This window comes from Halocynthiibacter sp. SDUM655004 (assembly GCF_026015885.1).
GTDB classification, from domain to species: Bacteria; Pseudomonadota; Alphaproteobacteria; order Rhodobacterales; family Rhodobacteraceae; genus Falsihalocynthiibacter; species Falsihalocynthiibacter halioticoli.
Genome location: NZ_JAPDUG010000002.1, coordinates 596,893 through 620,014, shown reverse-complemented (window position 1 = coordinate 620,014; position 23,122 = coordinate 596,893). Strand labels below are relative to the sequence as shown.

Below are 23,122 nucleotides of genomic sequence, written 5' to 3'. Positions count from 1 at the left end.
GCGTTTTCAGTTTCGTAGTGCCATTCGAAGAGCTTTCCCTACCATTCATCGTTCGCCAGACCCACTGAACTGGGGTTCGCCTATCTTGCTCATTACCTGTGTTCTTCGGTTTGATCAGTCTACCTTGAAACTGTCAGTCTGCCGCACCGACAACAGTTTTTTTGAGAAGCACAGCCGCCACCGTTTCCAGACAAATTCGGTTATGAGTAGATATCAATAGGTGTCCCGTTCTTCACCATTGCATAGATATCTTCTATCTCCCGATCCGAAACGGCAATGCATCCGGCCGTCCAGTCGCGCTTGTTTGTCGGGTCAATGCCAGGGCGCGGCCCCCCATGGATGAAAATATCTCCACCAGGGGAACGGCCCTGAGCCTTTGCGTATGCGATATCCGCCTCGTTCGGGTACGAGATCCCGATGGAAAGATGAAACAGGCTTTCGGGATTTCGCCTGTCAATCACGTATGATCCTTCTGGCGTGCGCCCGTCCCCTTCGAATTGCTTGTGACCCTCAGGCGCAAAGCCAAGGCCCATTGGGATAGTGCGCAAAACACCCTCTGGTCCATCAAGGACAATCATGCGCTGCCCCTTGTAGACCCGCACCCGGGTCACCTCCGGCCCCCTGTAAGTGCGGAATTTGTTTGCACATCCAGAAAGAATTGTCGCCAGAGCTCCCAGGAGGATTGTGCGACGTGTAACTCGAAAATTCACTGCTCAATGCCTCTTTCATGAGGTTTTTCAAACTTGACACTAGCGTGCTGTGCCAGCCCGTTCAATGGCCGTGCGCCAAAGCACCTTCGGCCAGTCTGTCGCCGACGCGGTCACCGCCTTTGGGCGGAGTCTCCGCGTGGTGTCCGTTTAACAGCCTGAGCGCATTTGCGACAACCAGCAGTGACACGCCAACATCTGCGGCAATGGCCCCCCACATCGATGCCATCCCAAACGCTGTCGCCACCACGAAAACGGCCTTGGTTGCCAGCGAGGTTGCGATGTTTTGACGGATGATCGACATCGCACGGCGGGAATGGCCTATGAGCCAGGGCACCCTGCCAATGTCATCAGTCATCAAGGCAATGTCCGCCGTCTCGATGGCCGCGTCGGAACCAACCGCGCCCATGGCGATAGCATAGTGGGCCCGCGCCATGGCGGGGGCATCGTTTACGCCATCGCCAATCATGGCCACCATATCGTGCGCTTCGACCAGGTCTTCGATGGCCGTCACCTTGTCCTCGGGCAGAAGCTCCGCGCGCACCTCGTCGATGCCGACCTCTGTCGCGACCGCGCGCGCGGTGCGTTCATTGTCGCCCGTCAGCATGACGATGGTTTTCACGCCCTGCGCATGCAGACGAGCCACGATTCCCTTGGCGTCGGGGCGGATGCGGTCGCGCAGTTCCAGAATACCCATCACCCCATTTGCATCACCAACAGCCACCAACGTACTACCGGCAACTTCGATACGGTGCCGAAGGTCTGTCGGAATGGCACTTCCAAGCCCTTTTTCCTCGGCGAACCGGTCAGAGCCGAGCCAGACCGCCCGATCCTGTACCCTGCCTTCAAGCCCACGCCCCGGTACGGTCCGCGTATCGTCCGCCGCGGATACATCAAGGCCGTCGACTTCTGCACGTACAAGGATAGCGCGCGCTAACGGGTGGGAGGATCGCGCTTCAAGCGCCGCCGCTACGCCCATCAGATCCTGCGTCGACGCATTCCCTAGCGGATACATTGCAGCAACTTCAGGCTCGCCGATGGTGATCGTACCGGTCTTGTCCATGGCCAAGGCTGAAGTGCGTCCCGGAGCTTCGACATAAGCACCGCCCTTGATCAGCACCCCGGCGCGGGCCGAGGCTGTGAGCGCGGCGACGATGGACACGGGCGTCGAAATGACCAGCGCACAAGGGCAGGCGATCACCAGAAGGACGAGGGCGTTGTAGAACCAGTCATCCCAGGCTCCACCAAATACGAGCGGTGGCAGCATCGCGACGGCAATGGCGAGCGCCATCACGATGGGCGTATAGACGCGCGCAAATTTCGCCACCCATTGCTCCACGGGCGCGCGGCGGGTGTGGGCGTCGCCTACCATGCGGATGATCTTGGCGAGCACCGTGTCGGAGGCCGCCCTGGTCGCGCGTACCGTCAGCGTGCCCTCGCCATTGATCGTGCCCGCATAGACCTCGTCACCCGGCTCCTTCGGCACCAATGCGCTTTCGCCAGTGATCGGGGCTTGATCAACGGCCCCGGCGCCTTCGATCACTTGCCCGTCCAATGGAATGCGGTCCCCGCCACGCACCACGAAATGTGCATCGATGGCGACGGCTGACGCCGGAACATCTGCTTCAGAACCATCTTCGTAGACAACCCTTGCAGTAGGTGGCGCTAGGTCGAGCAAAGCCGAGACAGCGTTCCGCGCCCGCCCGACACTCCAGCTTTCAAGGTACAGCGAGAGAGAGAAGAAGAACGCGACCGTTGCCGCCTCGAAAAACTCGCCAAGGCCGATAGCCCCGGCCACAGCGACCACCATCAAGAGGTTCATGTCGGGCGATACGCGCCGCGCGGATGACCACGCCTTCGGGGCGACAAGCCAAACGCCAGCCAGGATCGCGATAGCAAAAAGCCCCGCTTCGACCAAAGGCATCACTGCTTCTCCATGGCCGGAAAAGAGACCGATCGCACCGCCCATCCCGGTTTCTGCGATGTGATACAGAAATCCTGCCGCCCAAAAGCCTCCGCTCAGCATTGTGAACAGGCGCTGACGGGCAAGATGCGCAGCTTGATCCTCCGAAGCGTTCTCGGCATCCCAGGGTTTTGCGCTCATACCCGTGGTCGCAACCAGTTGAGTGATCTCTCCATCCGACACTGCGGCAGCGCTGTGGAGTATGATCATGCGTCCGTTGATGACATCGAATGCCAGGTGCTCCGCCCCGCCGACTTTCGGTCCAACGACCTTGTTGAGGATCGCCACTTCTTCTGCGCAATCAAGACCGCTGACCTGAAAACTCCGGCCCGCTCCATCTTGTGGCACGGGACCAAACTCTTCGTGTGAATGGCTTCCTCCACAGCAGGCATGTTCACTTGCACATGTTTCTGACTTGGCTCTATCAGTTGGGTGTACTTCAGATACCACAGTTTCAGTTTTGGCGGCCATTCGGCATCTCCAGAATCATTGCTTGGCTGGACCATAACTCCTACAGTCGCTAGAGGTTCAAGAGGTATTTTGTTTCGTATATAGTTTTCGGCTGCCAAGGGGCGCGCGAGTATAAAACCAATCGGCGGACACGCAATCAACGAAGAAAGGCGACAAGGAATTTATGAAGACTCAGCAATTTGCCGGACCGATCGGACTACCGCTACTTGGGGTACTGCTGCTTGGCGCATGCGCGACGACAGATCAGAACGGATCCCAAAAAATCGGAAACGTGCCAGAGGCTATCGTGGAACTGGCTGATCCAAGTCAAAACCTTGCAACAGCCCGGCTCCGCGAAGAAGACGGATGCTACTGGTATGAACACAACGGACCCGTAGAAAAGACCTTGCTTCCCCTCAGAACCGCTGGTGGCAACCCGATTTGTGTTGCTCGGTAAACGTAACGATCTTCCTGACATCTCCGGCCCACGTTGAGGGCCGGAGCGAAGATCAACGCGTCACAATCCTGCACTAGCTGTCCGAAACAACACTCTGTTCGGCAGAATACAGGTATACGGTCGACCCTATGGCGACGTTTGAATAGAGATCATTGATATGTGCCATGACCATCCGGACGCAGCCAGAACTCGCTCGACCGCCAATCGACCAAGGTTTAGGTGTCCCGTGGATGCGAAGGTAAGTGTCTCGGTTGCCAACGTAGAGATAAAGAGCACGTGACCCGAGTGCATTCTTCGGCCCCGGCTCCATCCCATCCGCAAATTCTGCGTTTTCCGGATTTCGTTCGATCATTGACGCTGTTGGGGTCCAGTGTGGCCATTCGACCTTTCGCCGAATGGTGTAGGTTCCTGGTTCGTAGAGATTTCCACGCGCGATCGCCACTCCATACCGCATCGCTGTACCACCTTCTTCAATGTGATAGAGATAGCGGGCGACTGCATCGACATGGATGTCACCTGGCACAAGGCCATCTTTCGCAGCAACACGTTGCGGCAAGAAACGGGGATGCAGCCCCCACGGATTGGATGTCGCCGGGTCATAGTTGCTGGGCGTTACCTGAGAATCCCACGACGCTTTTTGGCCGGTCGTTGGCCAGCTACTGGCCAAAGCCGGTCCCGCGATCGGTAACGAAAACATCGCAGTGGACGTGGAAATGAAATGGCGCCGGGTCAGCATAGGTCCTACTCCAAAGAAATTGTTTGTGCACCTCCAGCCGCGGCTTGGATGCCTCGAGTGCCTTGTAGAACCTCAAGCCACTATAGGTTCAAGGCCTCATTTATGAGCGATGATCAAGTCCTCGTGAAGGGATGGCTCTCCTTCTGCCGCTGGCATCTGACAGATCACAGGCCAATTTTACAAGCATTTTGGATCTTACCGGTGTCGATACTCTGCCACAAACCCTTGGCGAAACTCGGTTTGATTTTGTCACTTTTTCATCCTCGGCTATGAGAGCCTACATTGGAACGCGATGCAGCATTGTTCACTTTGGGCTGATTCTGTGGAAAAACAACGTGTTGCTGACGCAGAAAGCGCGGTGCTGAACATAGCGCGAGCGCCTTTTCTATCAGGCTTTGCGCGTTTGCTGCGGTGCGGGAAAGATCTTTGCCAGTTTGCGGAGGTTTTGGGCGGTTGCGGCGAGGAGGAATTCGTCATTTGCACCGCATGGTCCGCGTAATCGGAGCCGCCCGAGGCCGAGAATGCGTTTGAGGTGAGCGAAGAGCATCTCGACCTTCTTTCGGAGCTTCATTGAGATCTCGTATTGGCGGGTCTTGGCGATGTCGCGAGCGACTTGACGTGCGTCTTCGTGTTCTTCACGTGTGATCTTGCGAGCGTCGGCATTCGGGCAGCATTTGGCCTTTGATGGGCAGGCCTGGCAGGTCAGTTTCAATGCGCGATAGCGGGCTGTGCCTTTGCCGGTGGGTCCTCGGTTCGGGTCGGAATAGTTGCGACGGAACTGCTTCAGCGCGTGCCCCTCCGGACAGATGTATTGATCGTTCTCTGCATCCCATTCGAAGTCAGCACGCGTCCATGTGCCATCGCTGCGGCTGGACTTGTCAAAGACAGGAATGTGTGGGGCGATCTTGCGTTCGACAAGCCAGCCCAACATCGGCCCGGTGCCATAGGCGGTATCTGCGATTAGGCGCTCCGGGTGCAGATCAAACCTGTCTTTCACGCGCCTGAGCATTGTTTTGGTGGACCCAACCTCGGCCTGCCGAATGGATCGTGTGGCCTCGACGTCGACGATGACCCCATAATCCGTATCGATCAGATAATTGTCGGAATAGCTGAAGAATGCAGGACCTTTGCGGGCTGCCGTCCATTGACTGGCGGGGTCGGAATGTGATGTGAACTTCGGCTGCACATTGCTGGCAGCGCCAAAGGCCGCCTCATCCAATGTGTCGAGATACTCTCGAACGGCGCGTGGTGCATCCATGGGATCAATGGTTGTCGCGTCCCATTCTTCCTTCGGTGTCGAGTTCTGCTTGTTGGCGTCAGCCTCGATCAGACTGGCGTCGATGGCCATACGTTGGCCGCTCACGAGACCCTCTGCGATGCAACGGGTAACAGTCGTCTCAAACAAATGGCGCAGCAGTTCGCTCTCCCGAAACCGCCCATGTCGGTTTTTCGAGAAGGTCGAATGGTCGGGCACGCGGTCATTGAGGTCGAGCCGACAGAACCATCGATAGGCCAGGTTCAGATGCACTTCCTCGCACAGGCGGCGTTCGGAGCGGATGCCAAAGCAATACCCCACCAGAAGCATGCGGATCAGGAGTTCAGGGTCGACAGAAGGGCGGCCCGTGTGGCTGTAGAACTCCGCAAGATGGGTGCGAATGCCACTCAGATCGACAAACCGATCAATCGAGCGCAACAGGTGGGCTTGAGGCACATGATCTTCCAGCGAAAACTCGTAAAACAAAGCCGCCTGCGCTTCTTGTCTCGGTCCCATCATCACTCAATCCCCCGTTCAATATGGAAATTGAATCAGTGACTTCGGCCTCGATCAAGGGTGAGTTTTTCAACAGAATGGGCTCTTTCCGGCCGTTAGCTGCGTTTTCCACCAATGTCTGGTTCAGTGGTAAGCTCTGAGTTGTGTTGCGCTATAGGCTCGCCGTCATTGTGCAACGCAGCCTGCGTCTCGCCGTTGTCCCAGCGATACAGAAGGCCGATTTCTTCACCTGTTTTGATGCATGAAATACGGCCGATGGCTTCGGCCGTTGTGCGAACACTCGTAATTTCGGGCAATATCAGCCCCTCTTGTTTAATAACTCTTGTGGGTCGATTTCGAGAGCAAGTGCGATCCGCTCCAGAACATCGATTGATGCTGAATTTTTGGCGAGTTCGATCTCGCTGATATAGCTGCGATCTACATCCGCAGCCAAAGCTAGCTGTTCTTGGCTCAATCCTCTGGAACTTCTTAGATTCCGGACATTTAACCCTACTCGTTCCCGTAATTTCATGGCCTCTATTCGGCCAGATCACAAGAACCGCTCTACGGAATATATTCCACAAAACGCGCGCGAACATCATAAACACTATGCTCGCATATGGTGTGGAGATTGAGATTGGAGCTAGTGTATCAATAATGCAGTAATGTAGTCAGAAGGCATTTATTGATATGTGGTGCAGACTTATCAGAAATTTGAGCGCCGGAGCTGTCGTGGCTCTTCTTTCAACCGTGGCCCCGCAGGCGGCAAAGGCCTATCAGGTCGATTGCGCCATTCTGCTTTGCCTGGCCGGTGGTTGGCCCGCGTCAGCAGAATGTGCCCACGCCCGAGCAGTGTTTATCCGCCGGATCACGCCCTGGCCGATTGAGCCGCCGTTGCAAATCTGGCGCTGCCCGATGGGGGTTTCTGAGCGCGCGCCGTTGCAAAGTATTGCCCCTAAAGTCTGGGAGGCCAGCAACCAATCAAGTCAGACGCTTGGCCAAGTCATCCTGGCTCAGGTGGTCGAAGGCAGTGCCGATATCGACATCAGCGGTCTGGAATTCGATTTCGTGCGCTCGATCCGTGTCTGGGATGTTCGACACTACAGTCATCGTGAACGTGGTCGCGATGATGATTGTTCTGAGAGCTACAACATGCGCCTCGGGACCTATGGCACGCAGGGCGAATTCGGCTGGCACCGCACGACACCAGCCGCCGCCCCGCAATGGGTACTGCCGTCGCGGCGCTGTTCGTCATCGAGTTGGCTGCGTGGCGTCGGTGTTGAATGGGAAGATCACGAGGGCAACCACGGATATGAGTGGGTGGCCTACTAGGGTTATTCGCCGATGTCTTTCATGCGTTCCGCGATATCGCCCGCAATGCGTTCATATAGCGCGGCTTGTTTGTCCCTTGGCGTCCCAGGCTTTGGGTTTCTTCGACGGATGCGTTTGGCGAGCCAGAACAGCATACGGGCCGCTGGATCGGATGTCGCATCCGGTTCTGCGGCCGGATACTTCTCCTCTAGGGCGACGACGATTTCCTGAGACAGGCTGCGCCGGTTCAGTGTGGCATGCGTTTCCAGACGCTTCTTGAGCGCGGCAGGAAGCAAGAGTTTGAATTGGACCAAGGCTTCTTCTTTCATGATTGCATGATGGACAATATTTGTCCTCAATGGTATGGACATTTTATGTCCTTTTGTTGAGGTGTAAATATGAAGACAACCCAATTCAAACTTAACCTTCCAGCGGACGTGAAAGCCTGGCTCGAAGAGGAGGCTGTGCGCAACTTACGCTCACAGGGCGCTCAGGTGGTGTCTTGTTTGCGGGCAGCAATGTCGCGGCAAGAAGCCGTGGGTGAGAGGGCTGAAAAATGAGCCCAAGCCATATTCAGCTGATTCCGACCCCAGAGCTTGCGCTTCTCTTCGGCTACAGTGAGCCGAGCGCGTCCTTCTATGACTTCTGCCGTAGGACTGGTATCGCTCCGGTGCCAGGGCGGCGCGGGTGGTATGACCCGAAACTCATTCGCGCGCGATTGGATGCTGTTCAGGGCATCAGCGCGGCAGAACGCGAGGCCACTTCGCAACCGAGCCTCGTTGCACAGCGGAGAGCGCGCCGTGCCCAGAAGTAACCTTCCCAAGGGCGTCCACCGTGTCCGGCGCAAAGTTGTGTCTGGTGTTCGCTACCATTTCTATGCCTGGCGGGGCGGCCCCAAATTTTGGGAGGGGACGGACCCGAACCCCAAAGAGCCCGAATTCTTCCATGCGTTTTCGCAGTGCGGTAAGCCCGTGAGCCCGGCTGAATATCTGACGACTCACTTGGTCGACGATTTTCTGTCCAGTGCGTCCTTGCCCAAGGCTGAGCGTTCAAAGGCTGATATCCGCAAATGGCTGGAACTGTTCCGCGAGGAGTTCGGTGCCGATCCTGTCGCGATGTTCGAAGAGCGCGCCTCAAGGGGCGAGGTTAACAATTGGCGCAAGAAGTGGCTTCATTCGCCCAAGCAGCACGATATGGCAGGCACCCATGCGGCGCGCGTCCTCAATTGGGCGGTGGAAGAGGGGAAGCTGAAAGAGCACCACTGCCACAAGCTCAAGAAACTCTACCAATCGAACCGCACAGAAATTATCTGGACGAGCGGCGATATCGCTCAGTTCAATAAGCACGCACCGAAATGGGTGCAGAGGATCCTGACCGCCGGATGCGAAACCGGTTTGCGAGCGGCCGATCTGGTTCAGGTCAAAATGGACCAATTCGAAGACACGCCGCACGGCAAGCGCCTTCGTTTCAGGACCAGTAAGCGCGGCCAGATCGCATATATCCCTGCCACATCGGCACTTGAGAAATTGATCGCAGAGACGCCGGAAGGCCAAGAGGTGTTGCTGGTGTCAGAGCTTGGCAGGCCTTTGACGGCCCGTTGGGCATCGAACCAGATCACCAAGTGGCGGCGCGAAGCTCAGATCCCCCCTTGGATCGACGGCAGGGAGAAGACTCTGTCTGATACACGCGGGACGGCGGCGACAAGATTGCTGAATGCCGATCTGTCTTTGCGCCAGATTGCGGTGCTGATGGGGTGGTCGGTTCGCTACGCGGCGCAGGTAATCGAGCATTATGCGCAGGTTAGCCCGGACGAAAGCGATGCGGTTTTGCGCAAGCTCAATCGAGCAAAATCACTGTCTCAAGACACAAAAATGTAAACGCCCCTGTAAACGCGGGGCCTCAAACACGGCAAGGAGTGATGTAAGTGATTGTTTTTAAATGGAGGCGAGTACCGGAATCGAACCGGTGTACACGGATTTGCAATCCGCTGCGTCACCACTCCGCCAACTCGCCTTTTGTGGTGTGGCATCTCGTTAAGAGTCGCCGTTCGTGCGTTGTTTAGGAGCATATCTAGAGCACTTCAAGTGCTCTTTTCCACTGAGCGAAACCGCGACCGTCAAAAATGCGAACAATTCCAGCTAAATGTGGTAATTGTTCAACGTTTTTGATGGTCTTGAAAAGAATACATCTCTGGCTGCCAGCGATTATTGCTCATCTTCTTGAACTGTGGCATCACAGATGAAACGAAACTAGACGAACGAGTTTAGTCAATGACTGATTTTTCTACCCGCCGCACAATGATGGTCGATACACAAATTCGCCCGTCCGATGTTACCAAATTCCCGATTATTGCGGCTATGCTAGAAGTGCCGCGCGAAGATTATGTTCCAGAGGAGCTGCGGGAAGCGGCATATCTTGATGGAAATATCGCGTTAGGCGAAGGGCGGGTGCTGCTGGAGCCACGTACATTCGGTAAAATGCTTGATGCGCTTGATATTCAGGCAAGTGACCTGATCCTCGATGTGGGCTGTGGGCTTGGGTACTCGACTGCAGTGCTCGCGCATATGGGCGATACTGTCGTGGGTGTGGAGAGCGATGAAGCACAGGCGGATACTGCTCAGGAAACGCTATCGGCCGGTGGAATAGACAACGCAGCAGTCGTCGCAGGGCCACTTGCTAACGGTGCGGCGAAGCACTGTCCTTACGACATTATCGTTATCGAAGGCGGTATCGAAGTATTGCCTCAATCCATCGCGGATCAACTCAAAGATGGCGGCCGAATTGCGGCTCTATTTGTAGAGGGAACACTCGGCGAGGTTCGGATCGGTCAGAAAACGGATGGCACAATTGCGTGGCGCAGAGCCTTCAATGCGGATGCACCTGTGCTGCTAGGATTTGAAAAGACAGAAGAATTTGTACTATAACAGAAACCGGAGAGTCGTTTCCTCTGTGTTTTATTAAGTAATAATTGGTCAATGAACCGGGAGTGTGGATATGGGACTTAAGTTTCTGAAACGTGGAGCGGCCATCGCGGCGACAATTGTTTTGGCGAGTTCCACCGTCGTTCGCGCAGAATCTTTGCCTTCGGCATTGGCAGCTGCATACAACAATAGTGGCTTGCTTGAGCAGAACCGCGCGGTTTTGCGCGCTGCAGACGAAGACGTGGCGCAAGCCATGGCATCCCTTCGCCCGACACTATCGTATATCGCGCGTACCTATGGCGATTACTTTGATGCACAGAACCCTGCGATTGGTCAGGGCAGCGTCCTCAGTGGTGATATTTTCATCAGCGCGCAAGTCATCCTTTTCGACTTTGGTCGTAACCAGCTTTCTGTTGAAGCCGCTAAAGAAGCAGTCCTCGCTACTCGGCAGGGCCTGATCTCTGTTGAACAGCAAGTTTTGTATGACGCCGTTTCGGCATATATGGGTCTGCACCGAGATCAAGAATTTGTTCGCCTCGCGCGCAGCAACCTTGCAGTGTTGACACAAGAACTTCAGGCCACTCAGGACCGCTTTGATGTTGGTGAAGTAACGCGAACAGACGTATCGCTCGCTCAGGCTAGCCTCGAATCATCACGTAGCGATCTTGTCGAAGCGCAGGGCCAAGAAGCGATCTCCCGCGAAGTCTATCGGACCGCGATTGGCAAATACCCAACAGGCTATGTGGAACCACCGCGCGCACCGACGACGCCTTCGTCGCTTGAAGCCGCACGTCAAGTCGCACTGCGTACGCATCCGGATATTCTCGCTGCACAGAAATTCGTCCGAGTTGCGGAAATCAACGAACAAGCCGCACGTCTTGCTTACCGTCCTACACTTTCGGCAACCGCACGTGCTGGCTACACAGCGTACTCACAAACATTTAACCGTTCTGACGCATCGGTCGGTCTGGAGCTGTCCGGTCCGATTTATCAAGGTGGCCGCATTCCTTCGGTTCAACGTCAGGCATTGGCGAATGTTCAGGGGCAACGCGCGAACCTTCACCAGGCAAGACTGTACGTTGACGAAAACGTTGGACGTGCATGGTCTATTCTCCTCGTGTCGCGTGCCAGCCTTGAGGCTCTGAAGGCTCAGGTTGTTGCTGCAACGGACGCTTTTGAAGGTGTTCGTGAGGAAGCCCGCCTTGGTGCGCGTACAACGCTCGACGTTTTGAACTCCGAACAGAACCTCTTGGATGCGCGCGCGCGTGTCATTGATGCAACAACCAACCAGTACCTCGCGGCCTATGGTTTGTTGGCGTCAATGGGGCTTCTGACTGCGGAAAACCTCAATTTGAACGTGCAAACATACGACCCAGAGACCTATTACAGAGCTGTTGAAAACGCGCCGGCGGCATTCAGCCAGCAAGGTCGAGCATTGGATCGTGTGCTAAAGAGCCTCTCGAAATAATCGAATTTTCTCTATCTGTTGGCAGACGGGGGAAATCGAAGTACACTCTTTCGTGAGGTGACAGCAGGAAAAATCATGTCCGATTCCGTGACAAATGTTGAAGTCGAAGACGTAATTTCATCAATCCGCCGCTTGTTCAAAGAGGACAAGCCACAGCGAGACGATGACGTCGTTGCAAAGACTGAAAAAGCAAGTGTGCTTGAGCTTAAAAGCGACAAGCCTCTGGCAGAAGCAAAGCCGCGTGATGCGCTGGTTTTAACGCCAGCTTTTCGTGTGAATGAGAGCCAAGAGTCTGAAGCAAAGCCAGTGCGGGAATTAGAATCGGCTGATGACAGTGCTGCTTCCGAAAATCGCGAAACGGAAAAGCCCCGTAAAGCATTGTTCAGGCATCGAACTGATCCGCTTGTCCTCAGTACGCCATTGAGCGACGAGCAGATCAAAGACGATACGCCAAGTGCATCAAGCTCCAGTGACGAATTGCGCGCCGATATTTCACGGGCGCAGTCGCGTTTGGAAGCGACGATTGCCGAACTCGAAGCCGCGATTTCCGGCCAGCAAAGCGATTGGGAACCGGACGGAAGCGAAATCGCTGGGTCGACTCCTGAAACACAGCCGCTAGAAGAAGTAGATGACGAGATCGATGCCGAATTGGCGCGGGCTCTGACACCATCGGAGCAGCCCATCGATATCGCATTCATGCGCCGTCAAAAGGCTCAGGAGAGCAAACCAGTTCTTCAGCCAGTAGAGACGCCTGCACAAGACGATACCGCTGCAAACGTCCACGAGATCGTACCGCAGCCCACCACCGAGAACCTTCCTCAAGAAGAGAGTGCCTTTGACGAAGAGGCATTGCGCGAGTTGGTTTCAGAGATTGTTCGTAGCGAACTCCAAGGTGCTCTTGGTGAGAGAATTACACGCAATGTGCGCAAACTTGTGCGTCGTGAAATTCACCGGATCGTAAGCTCGCCCGATTTCGACTGAAATTTGCCAGAGTTTGTTGGACTAAGTTTCGACGGGCTCGGCAAGCGCTAACAAACCATCGATGTCAAAGTGCAGCTCTAGATGCGCAGCGAGCGCGTCGAGCGTTTCTTCGACTTGCGCTTCATGCTGTCTTGGTTTGATGTCCAAGCCTAGTTTCGCGAAAAAGGCCCGCCGAAATTCGTCAGCGGCGAAAATTCCGTGTAGATAACACCCGACAACATTCCCGGAAGCTGCACCCTCTGGGCGGCCACCAACTTCGAAGGCTGCGTTGGCGCAGTCTTTCCCATCGGTCTCGCCTATGTGGATCTCATAGCCTTTGATCGAAAGGCCGGTTTCAATATGACGCCCATTGGACAGCTCTAGCCGTTTTTCGGGCAGCATTTTTGTTATGACGTCAAGATGCCCCAAGCCCTTCACGCGTGTTGGCGTACCTTCTAGGCCCATGTCGTCGATCAACTCTTTGCCGAGCATCTGATAGCCCCCACAGATTCCTAAGACATGTCCGCCACGGCGAATATGGGCGGCGAGGTCAATATCCCATCCTTGCGCGCGGAAATGGGCGAGGTCGGCGATAGTCGACTTACTGCCTGGTATCAGAATGAGATTGGCATCGCCCGGCAGTGGGCACCCGGGTTCAACGATTTCCACGCTAATCGTCTCTTCGGCGAGGAGTGGATCAAGATCGTCAAAGTTGGCAATCCGGTTGAGGCGGGGCACCGCAATCTTGAACGTTCCCTGGTGCGTTGCTCGAATGTCCATTATATCTTCGGCAGGCAGCATTCCTGCGTCAGGGAACCAAGGGAGAACGCCGAGAGAGCGCCATCCGGTCCGATCGCAAATCTCTGTTAACCCTTCGTCAAACAAGCTGACATCGCCGCGAAACTTGTTGATTGCGAAGGCTTTGATCCTTTGGCGGTCTTCTTCGGGAAGGACCGCATGGGTGCCTACGACCTGTGCAATTACACCGCCGCGGTCAATGTCTCCTATAAGGACAACGGGAACAGACGCGGCTTCTGCAAAGCCCATATTGGCAATGTCGCCTGCACGAAGGTTGATTTCGGCAGGGCTGCCTGCGCCCTCAACGAGAACAATGTCGCAGCTTCCTGCCAACCGCTTAAAACTCGACAGCACTTCTGGAAGCAGGCTTTCTTTAAATGCGCCATATTCTTTGGCCTTCATGCTACATCGTCGTTGACCGCGAACCACGACCTGCGCACCGACGTCTGTCTCTGGTTTGAGAAGTATTGGGTTCATGTCGACAATGGGGGCTACACGGGCAGCCATGGCTTGAAGAGCCTGCGCGCGCCCAATCTCTCCGCCGTCACGCGTTACTGCTGCGTTGTTTGACATGTTTTGTGGCTTGAAGGGGCATACCGAATAGCCGCGATTGACCAGCGCGCGCGCGAGGCCGGCAACAATCATTGACTTGCCGACGTTAGAGCCCGCGCCCTGTATCATGATTGCTTTTGCCAAGAAGATGCTCCGACTGTCGCTTGTTTCTAGGCAATGTCGGGGAAAGTCCCGCGAAGTACAAGAACTAGGCGCACAAAAACAAAGCGCGCCCTGAGGGCGCGCTTGTTACTCTCACATGCAGTGAGGATTTAGGCAGCTTCGGCCTGCTGGTTGCGGCGTTCGCTTTCCTCGCGGGAGAGCGCAACAGACGTCCGCACGCCGTTGGAAACAAATTCCATCAACCCTTCGACAACACGTTCGTTCGGGTCAATTCCGGCACAGGACAGAACTTCACGGCCGTCACGCGAACGTGCCCAGCGTGCGATCTGTTCAGGACCGTTGCCATATTTTTTGTCATCTGCAATTGCATCATCCAATGCAGCCAAAACCACCGCTGCGAATAACTTTCGCGAGCGATTACCTTGTTCGTGGTTGAAAGCGGTGCCATCAACGAAATCAGCCATCTCGTCGTCCTTTTGATTCTTGCTCTTGCACTTTGGGGCGTTTGCCGAATATGGCGATAATTGCGCGATTCGGTATACCTTGAAATGCATATCACTTATGCGTTGAGCGCATAGCTCTGTAGTTCAAACGTCCGATATAGTCGTCTTGTTCTCTATCGTCGCTCAATATATAGGTACACAAACGTTTACATCAACCTTTGCGACGAGATTTGAAATGCCAAAAATCAATGGGAACGAAATTCGGCCTGGAAACGTGCTTGAACACAATGACGGGCTGTGGGTTGCGGTTAAAGTAGACCACGTAAAGCCAGGAAAAGGCGGCGCTTTTGCCCAAGTTGAGATGAAAAATCTCCGCAACGGTTCAAAACTGAACGAACGTTTCCGCAGCGCCGATAAGGTCGAACGCGTGCGTCTGGAGCAGAAAGATCAACAATTCTTGTACGAGAATGATGGAATGTTGGTCTTCATGGATACGGTGACCTACGACCAGATCGAACTGCCTTCTGATATTCTTGGTGATCGACGTCCTTTTCTTCAGGATGGTATGACAGTTGTGATCGAATATTATGATGAAGAGGCGCTTAATGCGACGGTTCCACAGAAAGTCGTGTGTAAGGTTGTCGAGACTGAGCCGGTGGTAAAGGGGCAGACAGCTGCCAATTCTTTTAAGCCCGCAATTTTGGACAACGGCGTTAAAATCATGGTTCCACCCTTTGTAGGGCAGGATGAGGATGTTGTCGTGAATACCGAAACGATGGAATATTCCGAGCGCGCCTAAGGTTAAGAAAAGTCATTTAAGCCTCGCCAACGCGGGGCTTTTTTGTGCACCCCTCTAATTTAACATACTAGTGCGTTAGAGGTTTGCGGTAATGCGAGCGTCTCCTGCATTTAGATCACCTTTTGCGCGATCGAACCGAAGATAGGCAATCGCTTGGGTTCCCGCTTGCGAATAGAGCGTGCCCGCCGGTTTGCCGGCATTCGTAATTTCGGTCCCTATGGGCGCCGCGCCAGAAATCTCGACGGTTACTAGCCCCTTACGCAACTTGGTTTTGTGTTTCATGCGCGCGGTAACTTCTTGCCCAACGTAGCAGCCTTTCTTGAAGTCCACACCGTTCAACCGCTCAAAGCCAGCTTCGAGGATATAAGTGTCGGGCGTTAGCTCAACACCGCTTTGTGGAATAGTGTGCGCGACGCGAAGCGCGGTTAGGTCCATTGTATCGTCCGACTCTCCGTAGGATCGCCAGCCTAGTTGAGGGTGCCTTGGATCTGCATGTGCGCCGTCAGGAGTTTCGCCCAAGCCGTTGGATACGCGGAGCGAGGTTTCTTCGATCGCAACATCGGCTCGTAGTTTGTACATGTTTAGCCGTTGGACAAGGCTCGCCGTGAGGCTGCTATCAACATCCACTAAAAACTCTTCACCCGTATCCAGCAGGAAAAAATCGGCGAGATACTTGCCCTGAGGGGTGAGCAGCGCGGTATAGATAAGGCCGCCTTTTATAACGTCATTGGTGACGAGCCCCTGAAGAAACTCTACGCGATCCTTGCCGGATATTTTCAAGACGTTGCGTGTATCGCTAGACATTGTATGTTCCTCTTTCACAGCAGAGACCAATATAGGTGTATCTGTTGTGAAAAGGACAGAAGCAAATCTAATGATTGCGTGAAAATGCGGGCACCTCTCTCGATTGTTATTCCGACACTGAATTCTGAAGCGGGGCTTCCGGATACGCTCGCGAGCCTGATGGAAGGTGTTGCTCAAGGTATCATACGCGAAGTGATCGTGAGCGATGGAGGCTCATTCGACAGAACGCTCGAAATTGCTCGTGATGTTGGAGCCGAAATTGTTTCTGGCCCTGCGTCACGCGGGGGGCAGCTTCGTCGCGGCGCAAACGCAGCGAATGGCGAATGGTTCCTGTTTCTGCACTCTGACACAAAGCTCGCCGCAGGCTGGGTCAAGGCGGTAAGTTCGTTTGCCGCTCGCCCAGATCAAGCGGGTTACGGCAAGCTCAAGTTCGCCCAAGGCGGGATCAAAGCAGGACTTATTGCCCGAGGAGCAAATCTGCGATCGTCGCTGATGGGGCTGCCTTACGGTGATCAATCTCTGCTGATTTCTAAGGCTTTGTATGAAGAAATTGGCGGTTACCGCGATCAACCTCTTATGGAAGACGTAGCAATTGCGCGCGCGCTGCGGGGCAGGCTCAAACCTGCTGGTTGTGATGTGGAAACCAGTGCTGAGCGCTATGAACGCGATGGGTACACGCGGCGCGTATTGCGCAACTGGATAACACTCACGCGTTACTTGCTTGGCGCCTCGCCAGAGACGCTGGCCAAAGGCTATAGCGCCACATCTTCTTCGTGAAATCGAAGTTCTTAAATTGGTGTGTGCGGCGATAAAAAACGGATTTCGCCGCAAAAGACCGCTCTGGCATTGTTGTTTTCGCCTAAAGCAATGCCAAAGAGAGGCAAGGCGGCTCAAGATCAATTGACGTCGATAAATTTGGTGAGTAATCCGATTTGGAGTACTTTCAAAGGATCCGAATATGAGCCTCGCAAACGGACGTAGCTATCTCGCAATTCCTGGGCCGTCGGTCATGCCCGACCGTGTGCTGCAGGCAATGCATCGTCCGGCGCCGAACATATATTCGGGTGAGTTGGTTGACTTGGTGGCGAGCGTTGTTCCTGATCTTAAGGCAATTGCAGGCACAAAACATAACGTCGCAATCTATATCGCCAATGGCCACGGAATTTGGGAGGCCGCACTCGCAAACACTTTGGCACCGGGAGAGACAGTGCTTGCGCTTGCTACGGGGCGTTTTGGTGCGGGATGGGCCGAGATGGCAGCGAGGATTGGGATTAAACCGCGTGTTCTCGATTTCGGGTTGAGCGCAACTTACGATCTCGAAGTTATCAAAGAGGTCCTTCGTGCTGACACCGAGTGCGAGATCAAGGCGATTACGACTGTGCAGGTTGATACCTCCACATCAGTTCGCAATGATATCAAGGCGTTAAGGGATGCAATAGACGAGGTCGGGCATCCAGCATTGTTGATGGTTGACTGTATTGCCTGCCTTGGCTGCGAAGAATTCCGGATGGATGATTGGGGCGTCGACGTCATGATCGCAGCAAGTCAAAAAGGACTCATGACACCGCCAGGCGTAGGTTTTGTGTTTTTTGGCCCGAAAGCCGCAGAAGCGCGAAACGGGCTAAACCAAATCTCGGCGTATTGGGATTGGAACCCGCGCGCGAATCCGGACGAATTTTACCAGTACTTCGCTGGGACTGCGCCAACGCATCACTTATTTGCGCTCCGAGAGGCGCTGACGATGCTGGTCCATGAAGAAGGGCTCGAGAATGCCTATGCCAGACACAAAACGCTCGCACGGGCTGTTTGGGCTGCTCTCGAGGCATGGGGCAAAGAAGGGTCAATCGCGTTAAACATCGCTGATGAAAGCCTTCGCAGCTTTGTTGTCACATCTGTTAATATCGATGCGCCCAACGCAACTGCGCTCCGCGATTATTTAACTGAAAATTTGGGCGTGACCCTTGGGATTGGGCTGGGCATGGCGCCTTCCGGATCACCAGAGTGGCACGGCCACTTCCGCATTGGCCACATGGGGCATGTAAATGCGCATATGGTGCTCGGAGTTATTGGCTGCATTGACGCTGGCCTAAAGGCGCTCAACATCCAGCATGGAAGTGGCGCGATGGATGCGGCGGTGCGGGTTATCGCAGAGGCTTAGTCTTCGGCGCGCGCAGCAGTCAGTGCTTTTGGTAGGGCTTCTTCGAATAGTTCCATTTCCCGCTCCGGCCCCGTAGAAATCCGAATGCAACGGTCTTGCGGTGGGTTAAACGGCATCCGTACGAAAATATCCCGTTCCATCAATTCCGACAAAACGCGCTTGGCAAATGCGCTGTCGCTTTTGCAATCAATCGTCACGAAATTCGTGGCCGAAGGCAGGGGCTCAAGCCCATTTGCTCTGGCGGCTTCAGCAATCCGAGCGCGGGATCGTGCAACGTTATCCTGAGTCTGCACCAGATAGTCTTGATCAGCGAGAGCGGCAACTGCACCTTCAAGGCTGATGCGGCTTGCGCCGAAGTGATTGCGAATTTTCCCAAAGTCGCGGATCAAATCCGGATGCCCGATGGCATAGCCCACACGCGCTCCTGCCATGCCGTACGCCTTTGAAAAGGTCCGCATTCGCAAGACCTGCGGGTTATCCATGTCCCATTCTGGTGCGGTGCCTTCAGGCGCGAATTCGATGTAAGCTTCATCAAGAATTAGCAAACACCCATCAGGTAGCCTCGCAATCATATCTTCGATGACGTCCGCGTTGTGCCAGGAGCCCATTGGGTTGTCTGGGTTTGCAATATAGACGAGCTTCGCGGCGCATTCGCGGGCTTTATCCAGCAGCGCGTCAGGGTCTTCGCGATCGTCCTTGAACGGAACAGTTTCGATTTTCCCGCCAAATCCGGCGACATGATAATTGAATGTCGGATAGGCTCCAGCCGAGGTCACAACGCAATCTCCCGGTTCGATAAACAGCCGCACAACATAGTTCAGCAGGCCATCAATCCCTTCGCCAATTAGAATGTTATCCGCGGATAGCCCGTGATAGTCGGCCAGCGCATTTCGAAGCTCAAAGCACTCCGCATCCGCGTACATCCACACGTCTTTGGCAGCATCTTGCATCGCTGCAATTGCCTTGGGCGAGGGGCCAAACACACTTTCGTTTGCACCCAACCTAGCCGCAAAGGGTTTGCCCCGTGCACGTTCGTTGGTTTCCGGCCCGACAAAGGGGCTGATTGCCGAAAGGGTTTGGGCGATGGCGGTTGTTTTGGGTGCTGTCATGGTGGGGATTATCGCGGGATTTGAAGGGTGTTCAAGTGGCAGAAACAAATCGGGCGGCCACTGGAGAAGTCCAAGGCCGCCCGAAACTGATTTTGTATTGCTTAAGCGAGTTCTGCGAGGCGTTGTTTGGCCGCTTTAAGTTTGGTGGCTTCTTCTTCAAGCTCCGCCAATCGGGCGCGACTTTCCTCAACCACGGCTTCAGGCGCACTGGCCACGAATTTCGGGTTGTTAAGCCGGCCGTTCAATCCGCCAAACTCTTTTTCGACCTTGCCAAGTGCTTTGGTCAGGCGGGCTTCTTCAGCCTCAAGGTCGATGATGTCGGCAATCGGCAGCGCGAATGTTCCGCCCGGTACGGCGATGGTAACGCAGCCTTTTGGCAGGGCATCCACAGCGGCAATACTCTCGATGCGTGCGAGCTTGAGGATCAGCGCCTCGTTGCGCGACAAGGCGCCTTGATATTTTGCATCAAGCTCGATTTGCAGCATTGGAAGTTTGGCGCCTGCGGGAACGCGCATTTCCGCGCGGATAGAGCGAATGCCTTCGATCAGGCCGATGACCCAGTTCATCTCGCGGTCCGCGTCCTCGTCAATCAGGTCTTCGCCATATGTTGGCCAGTCCGCGTGGATCAGCATCTTGTCGCGAGCAGTAATTGAGCCCCAAAGCTCCTCGGTGATGAACGGCATGATCGGGTGCAGTAGCACAAGGCACTGATCAATAACCCAAGCCATCGTTGCGCGTGTTTCCGCGACGATCTCTGCGTCATCCGAGTTGAGCAGGGGTTTGGCAAATTCCACGAACCAGTCGCAAACCTTGCCCCACGTAAAGAAATAGAGCCCATTTGCGGCATCGTTGAAACGATAGTTTGCAAGCGACGCGTCAAACTCTACACGTGCCTTGGCCGCTTCGCCAATGATCCAGCGGTTAACAGTTTGCTTTACGGCTGTTGGATCGAAATCCTTGCTCGGAACGCAATCATTCATTTCGGCAAATCGAGCGGCATTCCAAAGCTTCGTTCCAAAGTTGCGATAGCCCTGAATGCGGCTTGTCGACAGCTTGAGATCACGACCCATCGCGGCCATGGCCGTCAGCGTAAACCGCACCGCATCCGCGCCGAACTCGTCGATTGTATCAAGCGGGTCAATCACATTGCCCACCGATTTTGACATCTTCTTGCCCTTCTCATCGCGAACAAGCGCGTGGACATAGACGGTGTGGAACGGGATTTGATCAACAACAGAAAGCTGCATCATCATCATGCGGGCAACCCAGAAGAAGATGATATCAAACCCTGTGATGAGTACATCCGTCGGGAAGTATTTCTTAAGCTCTTCGGTGTCGTTCGGCCAGCCGAGCGTTCCGATGGGCCAAAGGCCAGAGGAGAACCACGTATCAAGCACGTCTGGGTCGCGGGTCAGGGATTTGCCGCCCGCAAGCTCAATGGCTTCTTCTTCGGTGGCGGCGCAATATTCGTTGCCCTCGTCATCATACCAAACCGGAACCTGATGGCCCCACCACAGTTGGCGCGAGATACACCAAGGCTCGATGTTTTCCAGCCAGTGGAAATACACTTTGGCATTGGCTTCGGGCAGGATTTGAGTGTCGCCATTGCGAACGGCTTCAAGCGCGGGTTCAACGATCTGGGCGGTGTCCACAAACCACTGATCGGTTAGCATCGGCTCGATCACCACTTTGGAGCGGTCGCCGAACGGCTGCATCACTGGCTTATTCTCAACAAACGGAACCTGAACTTCTTGCTCGTTTCCGTCTTCGTCCTTGGTTGTCTCTGTAGTCATGACCGCAAGGCCTTCGGCGGTGATGTCCGCGATGACTTTCTTGCGGGCCTCGAAGCGGTCAAGACCACGGTACTCTTCGGGAACGAGGTTGATTTCAGTGACGTCTGCGGGCGCGTCTCCGCCTTCAGCGATGGCTTGGGCTTGGGCTGCTGCGTCGGCATAGGCAAGGCCATCCGCACGCATCGCGCCCTTGGTGTCCATCAAGGAATAGAGCGGAATGTCGTTGCGCTTGGCAACTTGATAGTCGTTGAAGTCATGCGCGCCGGTAATCTTGACCGCACCTGAGCCGAAGTTCATGTCGGGGTATTCATCTGTGATGATCGGGATCAGGCGGCGCTGCTCTTTCGGGCCGACCGGAATCTCACAAAGCTTGCCAACGATTGGCGCATAACGCGCATCATCAGGATGAACCGCAACCGCGCCGTCACCCAGCATGGTCTCAGGACGGGTCGTGGCGATAGAAATGTAATCGCGCGTCTCGCGCAGGGTAACGTTTCCGTCCTCATCCTTCTCGACGTACTCATAGGTTTCGCCACCTGCGAGCGGGTATTTGAAATGCCACATATGGCCCGCAACTTCGATGTTCTCGACTTCGAGGTCGGAAATAGCCGTCTCAAAGTGCGGATCCCAGTTAACGAGACGTTTGCCCTTATAGATCAGCCCTTTGTTGTACATGTCGACGAATACTTTGCGCACGGCGTGCTGGAAATTGTCGTCCATGGTAAAGGCGTTGCGAGACCAGTCGCAGGTCGCGCCGAGACGTTTAAGCTGGTTGATGATCGTATCGCCGGATTGCTCTTTCCACTCCCAGACTTTCTCTAGGAATTTCTCGCGGCCAAGTTCTGCGCGGGAAGGTTGGTTCTCTGCGGCGAGTTTGCGTTCGACAACCATCTGCGTGGCGATGCCCGCGTGGTCTTGCCCCGGTTGCCAGAGCGTATCAAAGCCGCGCATCCGGTGCCAACGCACAAGAATATCCTGAAGCGTGTTGTTAAACGCGTGGCCCATGTGGAGCGAGCCGGTCACGTTGGGCGGCGGGATCATGATGGAAAAGGTTTCAGCACCGGGCTTGGCGTTTGCGCCCGCTTTGAACGCGCCAGCGTCTTCCCATTTTTCATACAGGCGGCTTTCGGCTTCTGCCGCGTTGAATGTTTTTTCCATCGCCATTTCAGGGCCCTCGGTTCGGATAAATCTGGTTCTCGTTGCCATACCCAATAGAGGGCGCAAGGGAAAGGGGGCGCGATGAATTAAGTGGCGCGATCCAGCTTGGTAGACAGGTGAATTAGGCTCTCGGAGCGACGAACACCGGTGATCGCAGCGATTTTGTCGATGACCGCATCGAGGTTTGGGGGGGTGTCGACGATTACCCAAAGCATGAGATCAAAACGGCCACTGGTCGTGTGAATGCGTTTGACCTCGGCGATCTTTTCCAAAGCCTTCAGAATTTCGGGTAGCGCGTTCGGCTCGACATCAACGAGAACAGTTGTAGAGATTTTGCCGATGCTTGAGGTATCGCCCAGCTGGATGGTGTAACGGGCGATCGTGCCGCTTTCCTCCAACTTTTCGATGCGTGTTTGAATGGTGCTACGCGCCACGCCGAGTTTGCGCGCCAAGTGGGCAACGGAAATCCGTGCATCTGTGCTAAGCTCGGAGATCAAGGTTCGGTCGAGTGCATCCATCTGGGTTTCATCGGTTGCCGGCGAGAATGTTCGCAGACAATTTAAGGCGCTAGGCTTGGCGACTTGTCAAGTTTTGCGGCATGCGAGGTTACTCGGATATTTGCAAAACCTGCTGGACAGTGAGGCTGGCGGAGTTAAGGTCTA

Annotated in this window: 24 protein-coding genes and 1 tRNA gene; 11 read left to right on the top strand and 14 right to left on the bottom strand. The window is 54.9% G+C overall.

All coding sequences use genetic code 11. From position 1 onward, the window contains the following. Positions 1–200: 200 nt before the first annotated feature. Together N9C89_RS10685 and N9C89_RS10680 are read right to left on the bottom strand one after the other, a co-directional pair. Complete coding sequence (locus N9C89_RS10685) at positions 201–677, bottom strand: L,D-transpeptidase family protein (protein WP_046212149.1); 477 nt, start codon at positions 675–677, stop codon at positions 201–203. A 94-nt stretch (positions 678–771) separates the two neighbouring features. Continuing rightward, a complete protein-coding gene (locus N9C89_RS10680; protein WP_035253421.1) occupies positions 772–2,958 on the bottom strand; it encodes a heavy metal translocating P-type ATPase in 2,187 nt (728 codons plus the stop codon). A 346-nt stretch (positions 2,959–3,304) separates the two neighbouring features. Here N9C89_RS10680 and N9C89_RS10675 point away from each other — a divergent pair, with 346 nt between their 5' ends. Further along, positions 3,305–3,577, top strand: coding sequence for a hypothetical protein (locus N9C89_RS10675; RefSeq protein ID WP_081806555.1), 273 nt, complete (start codon positions 3,305–3,307; stop codon positions 3,575–3,577). Positions 3,578–3,650: 73 nt separating this feature from the next. Here N9C89_RS10675 and N9C89_RS10670 read toward each other — a convergent pair whose 3' ends face one another. The 4 genes from N9C89_RS10670 to N9C89_RS10655 form a co-directional block, all read right to left on the bottom strand. Continuing rightward, entirely contained in the window at positions 3,651–4,313 is a 663-nt protein-coding gene (locus N9C89_RS10670; RefSeq protein WP_046212120.1) for a L,D-transpeptidase, read from the bottom strand. 388 nt (positions 4,314–4,701) lie between these two features. Then, on the bottom strand, positions 4,702–6,087 hold the full coding sequence (locus N9C89_RS10665) for an IS1182 family transposase (RefSeq protein ID WP_035253452.1): 1,386 nt from the start codon (positions 6,085–6,087) through the stop codon (positions 4,702–4,704). A 92-nt stretch (positions 6,088–6,179) separates the two neighbouring features. Further along, positions 6,180–6,380 carry a hypothetical protein gene (locus N9C89_RS10660; protein WP_058260737.1) on the bottom strand — a complete coding sequence of 67 codons (201 nt, stop codon included), beginning with the start codon at positions 6,378–6,380 and terminating at the stop codon, positions 6,180–6,182. Between the two features lie 2 nt (positions 6,381–6,382). Then, entirely contained in the window at positions 6,383–6,595 is a 213-nt protein-coding gene (locus N9C89_RS10655; protein WP_170349196.1) for a helix-turn-helix domain-containing protein, read from the bottom strand. Between the two features lie 158 nt (positions 6,596–6,753). On the opposite strand from N9C89_RS10655, the gene N9C89_RS10650 reads away from it, so the two are divergent. Further along, positions 6,754–7,395, top strand: a complete 642-nt coding sequence (locus tag N9C89_RS10650) for a hypothetical protein (RefSeq protein ID WP_394358499.1) — start codon at positions 6,754–6,756, stop codon at positions 7,393–7,395. 2 nt (positions 7,396–7,397) lie between these two features. Here N9C89_RS10650 and N9C89_RS10645 read toward each other — a convergent pair whose 3' ends face one another. Beyond that, a complete protein-coding gene (locus tag N9C89_RS10645) occupies positions 7,398–7,745 on the bottom strand; it encodes a hypothetical protein (protein ID WP_263953860.1) in 348 nt (115 codons plus the stop codon). A gap of 27 nt (positions 7,746–7,772) precedes the next feature. On the opposite strand from N9C89_RS10645, the gene N9C89_RS10640 reads away from it, so the two are divergent. Genes N9C89_RS10640 through N9C89_RS10630 form a run of 3 tightly spaced genes read left to right on the top strand, consistent with a single transcriptional unit; the run spans position 7,773 to position 9,251 of the window. Then, positions 7,773–7,934, top strand: a complete 162-nt coding sequence (locus tag N9C89_RS10640) for an Arc domain-containing protein (RefSeq protein WP_088634878.1) — start codon at positions 7,773–7,775, stop codon at positions 7,932–7,934. Continuing rightward, the gene (locus N9C89_RS10635) at positions 7,931–8,188 is read left to right on the top strand and encodes a hypothetical protein (RefSeq protein WP_058239027.1); all 258 of its coding nucleotides are present in this window, start codon (positions 7,931–7,933) and stop codon (positions 8,186–8,188) included. The genes N9C89_RS10640 and N9C89_RS10635 overlap by 4 nt, the downstream gene beginning before the upstream one ends. Next, positions 8,175–9,251: a tyrosine-type recombinase/integrase gene (locus N9C89_RS10630; protein WP_263953859.1), complete on the top strand. Its 1,077-nt coding sequence runs from the start codon at positions 8,175–8,177 to the stop codon at positions 9,249–9,251. Before N9C89_RS10635 ends, N9C89_RS10630 begins: the two co-directional genes overlap by 14 nt. A 62-nt stretch (positions 9,252–9,313) precedes the next feature. Here N9C89_RS10630 and N9C89_RS10625 read toward each other — a convergent pair. Continuing rightward, positions 9,314–9,387 (bottom strand) — tRNA-Cys (locus tag N9C89_RS10625). Between the two features lie 257 nt (positions 9,388–9,644). Here N9C89_RS10625 and N9C89_RS10620 point away from each other — a divergent pair. From N9C89_RS10620 to N9C89_RS10610, 3 genes are all read left to right on the top strand, one after another. Continuing rightward, a complete protein-coding gene (locus N9C89_RS10620) occupies positions 9,645–10,298 on the top strand; it encodes a protein-L-isoaspartate O-methyltransferase family protein (RefSeq protein WP_263953858.1) in 654 nt (217 codons plus the stop codon). Between the two features lie 70 nt (positions 10,299–10,368). Further along, complete coding sequence (locus tag N9C89_RS10615; RefSeq protein ID WP_263953857.1) at positions 10,369–11,763, top strand: TolC family outer membrane protein; 1,395 nt, start codon at positions 10,369–10,371, stop codon at positions 11,761–11,763. 75 nt (positions 11,764–11,838) lie between these two features. Further along, a complete protein-coding gene (locus N9C89_RS10610) occupies positions 11,839–12,744 on the top strand; it encodes a hypothetical protein (RefSeq protein WP_263953856.1) in 906 nt (301 codons plus the stop codon). Positions 12,745–12,765: 21 nt separating this feature from the next. Here the strand turns inward: N9C89_RS10610 and N9C89_RS10605 are convergent, their stop codons facing one another. Further along, the gene (locus tag N9C89_RS10605) at positions 12,766–14,217 is read right to left on the bottom strand and encodes a cobyric acid synthase (protein WP_263953855.1); all 1,452 of its coding nucleotides are present in this window, start codon (positions 14,215–14,217) and stop codon (positions 12,766–12,768) included. A gap of 128 nt (positions 14,218–14,345) precedes the next feature. Then, a complete protein-coding gene (locus tag N9C89_RS10600) occupies positions 14,346–14,660 on the bottom strand; it encodes a DUF6280 family protein (protein WP_263953854.1) in 315 nt (104 codons plus the stop codon). A gap of 214 nt (positions 14,661–14,874) precedes the next feature. Between N9C89_RS10600 and efp the strand changes: the two genes are divergently transcribed. Further along, complete coding sequence (gene efp, locus N9C89_RS10595; RefSeq protein ID WP_263953853.1) at positions 14,875–15,438, top strand: elongation factor P; 564 nt, start codon at positions 14,875–14,877, stop codon at positions 15,436–15,438. A 75-nt stretch (positions 15,439–15,513) separates the two neighbouring features. Here efp and N9C89_RS10590 read toward each other — a convergent pair whose 3' ends face one another. Continuing rightward, positions 15,514–16,242, bottom strand: a complete 729-nt coding sequence (locus tag N9C89_RS10590) for a YgfZ/GcvT domain-containing protein (protein ID WP_263953852.1) — start codon at positions 16,240–16,242, stop codon at positions 15,514–15,516. Between the two features lie 84 nt (positions 16,243–16,326). Here N9C89_RS10590 and N9C89_RS10585 point away from each other — a divergent pair, with 84 nt between their 5' ends. Both N9C89_RS10585 and N9C89_RS10580 read left to right on the top strand, forming a co-directional pair. Next, positions 16,327–17,019: a TIGR04283 family arsenosugar biosynthesis glycosyltransferase gene (locus N9C89_RS10585; RefSeq protein ID WP_263953851.1), complete on the top strand. Its 693-nt coding sequence runs from the start codon at positions 16,327–16,329 to the stop codon at positions 17,017–17,019. Between the two features lie 181 nt (positions 17,020–17,200). Continuing rightward, positions 17,201–18,400, top strand: a complete 1,200-nt coding sequence (locus N9C89_RS10580; RefSeq protein WP_263953850.1) for a pyridoxal-phosphate-dependent aminotransferase family protein — start codon at positions 17,201–17,203, stop codon at positions 18,398–18,400. Here the strand turns inward: N9C89_RS10580 and N9C89_RS10575 are convergent. The 3 genes from N9C89_RS10575 to N9C89_RS10565 form a co-directional block, all read right to left on the bottom strand. After that, positions 18,397–19,509, bottom strand: a complete 1,113-nt coding sequence (locus tag N9C89_RS10575; RefSeq protein ID WP_263953849.1) for a pyridoxal phosphate-dependent aminotransferase — start codon at positions 19,507–19,509, stop codon at positions 18,397–18,399. The genes N9C89_RS10580 and N9C89_RS10575 overlap by 4 nt on opposite strands. A 101-nt stretch (positions 19,510–19,610) precedes the next feature. Continuing rightward, positions 19,611–22,466 (bottom strand): valine--tRNA ligase, encoded by a 2,856-nt coding sequence (locus N9C89_RS10570; protein ID WP_263953848.1) that lies wholly within the window; start codon positions 22,464–22,466, stop codon positions 19,611–19,613. Between the two features lie 80 nt (positions 22,467–22,546). Then, entirely contained in the window at positions 22,547–22,978 is a 432-nt protein-coding gene (locus tag N9C89_RS10565) for an Lrp/AsnC family transcriptional regulator (protein WP_263953847.1), read from the bottom strand. Positions 22,979–23,122: the final 144 nt, after the last annotated feature.

Coding starts and splice junctions, on each gene's coding strand:
- N9C89_RS10675 (WP_081806555.1), top strand. CDS start 3,305: ATGAAGACTCAGCAATTTGCCGGACCGATCGGACTACCGCTACTTGGG.
- N9C89_RS10670 (WP_046212120.1), bottom strand. CDS start 4,313: ATGCTGACCCGGCGCCATTTCATTTCCACGTCCACTGCGATGTTTTCG.
- N9C89_RS10665 (WP_035253452.1), bottom strand. CDS start 6,087: ATGATGGGACCGAGACAAGAAGCGCAGGCGGCTTTGTTTTACGAGTTT.
- N9C89_RS10655 (WP_170349196.1), bottom strand. CDS start 6,595: ATGAAATTACGGGAACGAGTAGGGTTAAATGTCCGGAATCTAAGAAGT.
- N9C89_RS10650 (WP_394358499.1), top strand. CDS start 6,754: ATGTGGTGCAGACTTATCAGAAATTTGAGCGCCGGAGCTGTCGTGGCT.
- N9C89_RS10645 (WP_263953860.1), bottom strand. CDS start 7,745: ATGTCCATACCATTGAGGACAAATATTGTCCATCATGCAATCATGAAA.
- N9C89_RS10640 (WP_088634878.1), top strand. CDS start 7,773: ATGAAGACAACCCAATTCAAACTTAACCTTCCAGCGGACGTGAAAGCC.
- N9C89_RS10635 (WP_058239027.1), top strand. CDS start 7,931: ATGAGCCCAAGCCATATTCAGCTGATTCCGACCCCAGAGCTTGCGCTT.
- N9C89_RS10620 (WP_263953858.1), top strand. CDS start 9,645: ATGACTGATTTTTCTACCCGCCGCACAATGATGGTCGATACACAAATT.
- N9C89_RS10615 (WP_263953857.1), top strand. CDS start 10,369: ATGGGACTTAAGTTTCTGAAACGTGGAGCGGCCATCGCGGCGACAATT.
- N9C89_RS10610 (WP_263953856.1), top strand. CDS start 11,839: ATGTCCGATTCCGTGACAAATGTTGAAGTCGAAGACGTAATTTCATCA.
- N9C89_RS10600 (WP_263953854.1), bottom strand. CDS start 14,660: ATGGCTGATTTCGTTGATGGCACCGCTTTCAACCACGAACAAGGTAAT.
- efp (WP_263953853.1), top strand. CDS start 14,875: ATGCCAAAAATCAATGGGAACGAAATTCGGCCTGGAAACGTGCTTGAA.
- N9C89_RS10590 (WP_263953852.1), bottom strand. CDS start 16,242: ATGTCTAGCGATACACGCAACGTCTTGAAAATATCCGGCAAGGATCGC.
- N9C89_RS10585 (WP_263953851.1), top strand. CDS start 16,327: ATGCGGGCACCTCTCTCGATTGTTATTCCGACACTGAATTCTGAAGCG.
- N9C89_RS10580 (WP_263953850.1), top strand. CDS start 17,201: ATGAGCCTCGCAAACGGACGTAGCTATCTCGCAATTCCTGGGCCGTCG.
- N9C89_RS10575 (WP_263953849.1), bottom strand. CDS start 19,509: ATGACAGCACCCAAAACAACCGCCATCGCCCAAACCCTTTCGGCAATC.
- N9C89_RS10570 (WP_263953848.1), bottom strand. CDS start 22,466: ATGGCGATGGAAAAAACATTCAACGCGGCAGAAGCCGAAAGCCGCCTG.
- N9C89_RS10565 (WP_263953847.1), bottom strand. CDS start 22,978: ATGGATGCACTCGACCGAACCTTGATCTCCGAGCTTAGCACAGATGCA.